This is a genomic window from Ruegeria sp. K7 (genome assembly GCF_056531785.1).
Window position 1 is genome coordinate 1 of record NZ_JBQFMJ010000039.1, and the last position, 4587, is coordinate 4587.

General features: G+C 49.2%; 5 protein-coding genes. 3 read left to right on the forward strand and 2 right to left on the reverse strand.

The genetic code is table 11. The features are described 5' to 3' along the window. Positions 1-241 precede the first annotated feature (241 nt). Both ACR0FE_RS23520 and ACR0FE_RS23525 read right to left on the reverse strand, forming a co-directional pair. Entirely contained in the window at positions 242-1645 is a 1404-nt protein-coding gene (locus ACR0FE_RS23520; RefSeq protein ID WP_480915549.1) for a SpoIIE family protein phosphatase, read from the reverse strand. A gap of 88 nt (positions 1646-1733) precedes the next feature. Further along, positions 1734-2111: a hypothetical protein gene (locus ACR0FE_RS23525; RefSeq protein WP_170614900.1), complete on the reverse strand. Its 378-nt coding sequence runs from the start codon at positions 2109-2111 to the stop codon at positions 1734-1736. Between the two features lie 120 nt (positions 2112-2231). On the opposite strand from ACR0FE_RS23525, the gene ACR0FE_RS23530 reads away from it, so the two are divergent. Genes ACR0FE_RS23530 through ACR0FE_RS23540 form a run of 3 tightly spaced genes read left to right on the forward strand, consistent with a single transcriptional unit; the run spans position 2232 to position 4237 of the window. Continuing rightward, a complete protein-coding gene (locus ACR0FE_RS23530; RefSeq protein WP_170614901.1) occupies positions 2232-2786 on the forward strand; it encodes a SiaB family protein kinase in 555 nt (184 codons plus the stop codon). A gap of 9 nt (positions 2787-2795) precedes the next feature. Beyond that, positions 2796-3185, forward strand: coding sequence for a DUF1987 domain-containing protein (locus tag ACR0FE_RS23535; RefSeq protein WP_170614902.1), 390 nt, complete (start codon positions 2796-2798; stop codon positions 3183-3185). Further along, positions 3182-4237 (forward strand): adenylate/guanylate cyclase domain-containing protein, encoded by a 1056-nt coding sequence (locus tag ACR0FE_RS23540; RefSeq protein ID WP_170614903.1) that lies wholly within the window; start codon positions 3182-3184, stop codon positions 4235-4237. The genes ACR0FE_RS23535 and ACR0FE_RS23540 overlap by 4 nt, the downstream gene beginning before the upstream one ends. The last annotated feature ends 350 nt before the right edge of the window (positions 4238-4587 follow it).

A 4587-nucleotide genomic window follows, 5' to 3' on the forward strand; every position in this document is an offset into this window, starting at 1 on the left:
TCTGACCCCTGGAGAGGCCGCTAACGGCCGAGCTTACGAGACCGATCACTGGCGCTGAGACGACCGCTGACGAGTCGTGCCGGGGGGCTGACGGGGGTCGCTGGTGCTGGCGGCTTACACTATAAAAAAACCGACTTTTCCTCTCTCACCTGCAGGCCAAGCAATCCTTTTTTGTCAGAAACTGGGCAGACCACAGTTTTTTCCCATAAGGAGCTACCCAGCTCACCTCATAAAAAGCACCCTAACTTGTGTTTTGCAACGGACGAAAAGCAATCACCGTCAAATCATCCATGCGTTCTTCATTCTTCCTGTAATCTTGGAAAGCATCTTCGATGGCCGCCAAAAGCTCTTCTGAGTTCGACCAACTGTCTTGCTTAACTATCGACATTAATCTTTGAACTCCAAAGGCTAAGCGCTTTTCGCCACCCAATTGGTCGATCAGGCCATCGGTAGAGATAATCAGATCAACAATTTGATCTAAGTGGATTACGTGCTCGATAAATTTTGGCCCTCTTGGGGTGTCCGCATACCCAATACTTTGTTTATCACCTCGGATGCGATCAACGTTGGCCACCGACTTAACCAACAAAGACATGTGTGCCCCTGCAAACTTGGCTATCCCTTTGCTTGAGTCGATCTGGCAAATTGCTGCGTCCATACCGTCGTTTGAAGTCGAGTTTTCAGTGTCCTGGTTTAGGAGGGTGCGAGTTAAATCGCTCAGTTTCGATAAGGCCGAAGCGGGGCTGAGCCTGTCGTTTTCATAGTAAAGCCGCTCGAGAGTAGCGATCGCCAGCATGGTCATGAAGCCTCCTGGTACGCCGTGACCGGTACAGTCAATTACGGCAAGCGTCGAAATCTGTCCTTCCGACCTGATCCAGTAGATGTCCCCACCGACCAAGTCGCGAGGTTCCCATTTGACCGCAAAATCGGCGAAGGCGCTCTGACACTGACTTGCAGTAGGCAACAACCCCTGCTGAATTCGCGTGGCATAGTTTACGCTGTCCACGATCTGATGGTGCGCTTCACGGATCGCGTTGACGCGTTCGACCTCCCGCTCCAGCATTGAGTTGTAGCTTTGAACAACTTTACCAATCTCATCTTCTGATTGGTACGGGACCCTCTGTGGATCATCGTATAGTTCGAACTTTTCAATAGCTTTCAACATTTGACCGAGAGGTCTGTTGATAAGCCATAGAAATGCAGCAGCACCTGCTAATATCAGCGCAAAGCCTCCGAGAATTCCCAAAAGAACCACAACTCCAACTTCAGTCTGCAACTCATTATTCAGAATCTCCTGATCAATTCGTGCCAACATCATTGTCGACCCTGCTGCTGTCGGGACGGAAACGACGATATCCAAACCGGTTTTTTTTATCCTGTCACAACCTATGGCAGGCCAGGAGGCCAAGGTTTTGGAGCTTTCCTCCAGCTTCTGTTCGGCGCAAATTACATAAGGAAAACCAGAATAGACGGCCAGCAGGCTCGTCGCTTGTGTAAAGTTTCGTGCTTCGACCAACTCAGCCAGCGGCCTCGCAATACGGTTTGCAATCGTTGCCATTTCCGCTGCGACCTGGTCCGTTTGAGCTTGTCTTTTGAAGTCATAATAAAAAAGAAGCACCACGGCATTAAATACACCCCCGATCAAGAGGGTCGCGAGAATGTGCTTTAGGAAGATGCGGCGACTTAAGAAGGCCCTGAGACTACGCACTAAACGCCTCTACAGTGTTTGGCATCTAGTTCCCGATGTTCTTCATAGCGGCCTGAAGAGCACCACGATTATTGACGATCATCTGAACAACCTTGTAGTCCCCGGAAATTTCCCGCACCAGAAAGTCTGCGGTCACGGTGTCGCCACCTTCGGTTATCATTTCAGAGCAGACGAAGTAATCGCTTCCTGCCGGAATAACCATGGGGTGAACATTTGCAGGGTATACAGTTTCAATCGCATTGGTTGTTGTATCCAGATAAGTGTAAGCACCATCGACCATCACGCCATCGACATGCGCAATCATGGCGGATTGGAGCTTTGCTTTCACCTCGGTCGGAATGTCGGCCGCTACAGCCGGTCCTGACGAAAGTATAAGGGCGACCACACATATTAGCCTAATCATGCTAACCTCCCCGCTGATAAGCCTGCACAATTGATACCCTAAAAATGCATAAATGTGTATCTTATGATATCAAGACCAGGATTGAACTTGGTGCCGTCCAAGCATGATCAAGGAGAACAGATGCTTGCCAGCGAAGTCTACGAACTACGTGCTAACCTGCGAAAACAGGGCGTTGTTTTCGCCTACAGCGGTTATGTAACCGAGAGCATTCTTAGCGGCGTCGGCGATGCGTTAAAGCAGAAGTTGGTATCTGAAGATGCGGACACCAAAACGCTTCGCAGTGTATTCGCAGTTTTTGTAGAGCAGATGCAGAATATCATCAGATATTCCGTTGAAAAGTTGCCTGCTGACGGTGAAACAGCGGTACTGGACATAAGTTACGGCATACTGACCATCGGAAACGAAGCTGGCAGCTATGTCGTTCACGCGGGAAACCTGATCCTGTTGAACGATGTCGACACTATGCGGAACCGGCTATCAGAGCTCCGCGATATGAACCGAGAAGAGCTAAAGGTCGCATACAAGGACCAACTACGAGCCGAAGCCGATAGTGTCAGCAACAGTGCGGGTATCGGGTTAATTGAAATTGCGCGTCGAGCGTCAAAGCCAATCGAGTTCGATTTTATGCGAGTTGATGACCAGCACGCATTCTTCGCGCTCAAAGCCACGGTTTAAGAGGGTAGAATGCAGAACATTAAAATCCCGGCGACAAACCGCACTCCGGCCGTGGCATTTGATTTTGATGCTGGTCACCTCAGGCTTATTGGAGAATCCTATCCAGAGGATGTTACGACCTTTTTCAATCCATTGTTTGATTCCCTAAAAAACTGGCTTTCCGAAGGTTCAAATACCGCCTGTCGTTTTGACTTTGAACTTATCTATTTCAACTCCTCCAGCGCTAAAGCCATCATGATGATAATGGAGCTTTTGGATTCCGCTGCAGAAATGGGAAAGAAAGTCGAAGTTTACTGGTTTCATGATCCTGAAGACGAAACCATGGAAGAGCTTGGCGAGGAGTTCGGAGAAGATCTTAAACACGCCAAGTTTTCGCTAAAAAAGTTGTCTGATCAATGACTATCGACGATCTTTTTGCCAAGGAGAGAGAAGCGTTGGAAGTCGCGGAAGCAACTTTGAGCAGCGGACAATTCCCAAATGAAGAGACGCGAAACTCAATAAAGAACCTCGTTGAAGAATACAGGAAACTGCTTCGGACGACACGACGAATGATGCGGTTGAGTGATCGTAATGAGCGGGAACTGAATGCATTGGCTGAAAAGCAGCGCATTGCGGCCGAAGAGGTAAACCGAAAAAACCAAGAGCTTGAAGCGTTGTCTGGGAAGCTTGCTAAGTACTTATCACCGCAAGTTTACAAATCGATCTTTTCCGGGCGCCAGGAAGTCAAACTCGCCAGCAAACGAAAAAAGCTGAGTGTGTTCTTCTCGGATGTGGCTGGATTCACGGAACTTACGGATCAGATGGAGTCTGAAGACTTAACGGAACTTCTGAACAGTTACCTGACCGAAATGGCAGCAGTCGCTTTGAGCTACGGCGCGACGATAGACAAGTTTATCGGTGACGCGATCCTTGTCTTCTTTGGTGACCCGGAGAGTAAAGGAGTGCGCGAAGATGCTTTGGCTTGCGTGAGAATGGCAATTGCGATGCGAGACAAGTTGGCTGAGTTGCAGGCTGAATGGAGGAGGCAAGGAATAAGACAACAACTACAATGCCGTATTGGCATCAATACAGGCTTCTGCACGGTTGGAAATTTTGGAAGTGACGACCGTATGGATTACACCATCATTGGTGGTGCCGTGAACGTAGCCTCAAGGCTAGAGCATCAGGCAGAGGAAGGAGAGATTTACATCTCTTACGAAACCAGGGCGCACGTAAACCACGAAATAGAAACCGAAGAGGTCGGTGCAATCCAAGTCAAGGGCGTGGCTCAACCCGTTATGACCTACCGCGTCCTGGGTCAAAAAAGATCGAGACCCCACCTAGAAAAAGTCTCTCATGAAAAGCCAAACTTTCGATTGGTTTTCGACCCGAACTTAATGACGTCAGAAGAACGGTCTGAGAACTCAGAAATCCTAAAGTCAGCGCTTGAATCTCTCCGTAAAAAAACTTGAGATTTGAAGGGCCGATGACTAGTGAACTTGGTTAACTGACCACAATTGATCAGGGACTTGGCTATTTATTAGACCCTGTTACCTGGGTCCGCATTACGTTCCTTCCGCCACCTACGACCAACGTCCACTTTGGAAAAAGAAAGCAAAGCAGTGATCCCCCGGCAACCCGCTATGGGCCGCCGAGGGCTCTGTCTATGAAGGTGGTCTTCGGTTGACGACATAGTCAGCCAACCACTGCCAGTAGGCTTCGGCATCCCGGAAGGCATTCCGCACGCTCAACGTCATCGATGATTACAGCCGGGAGTGCTTGGCGATCCGTGTGGACCGCAAGCTGAACTCCAGCGATGTCA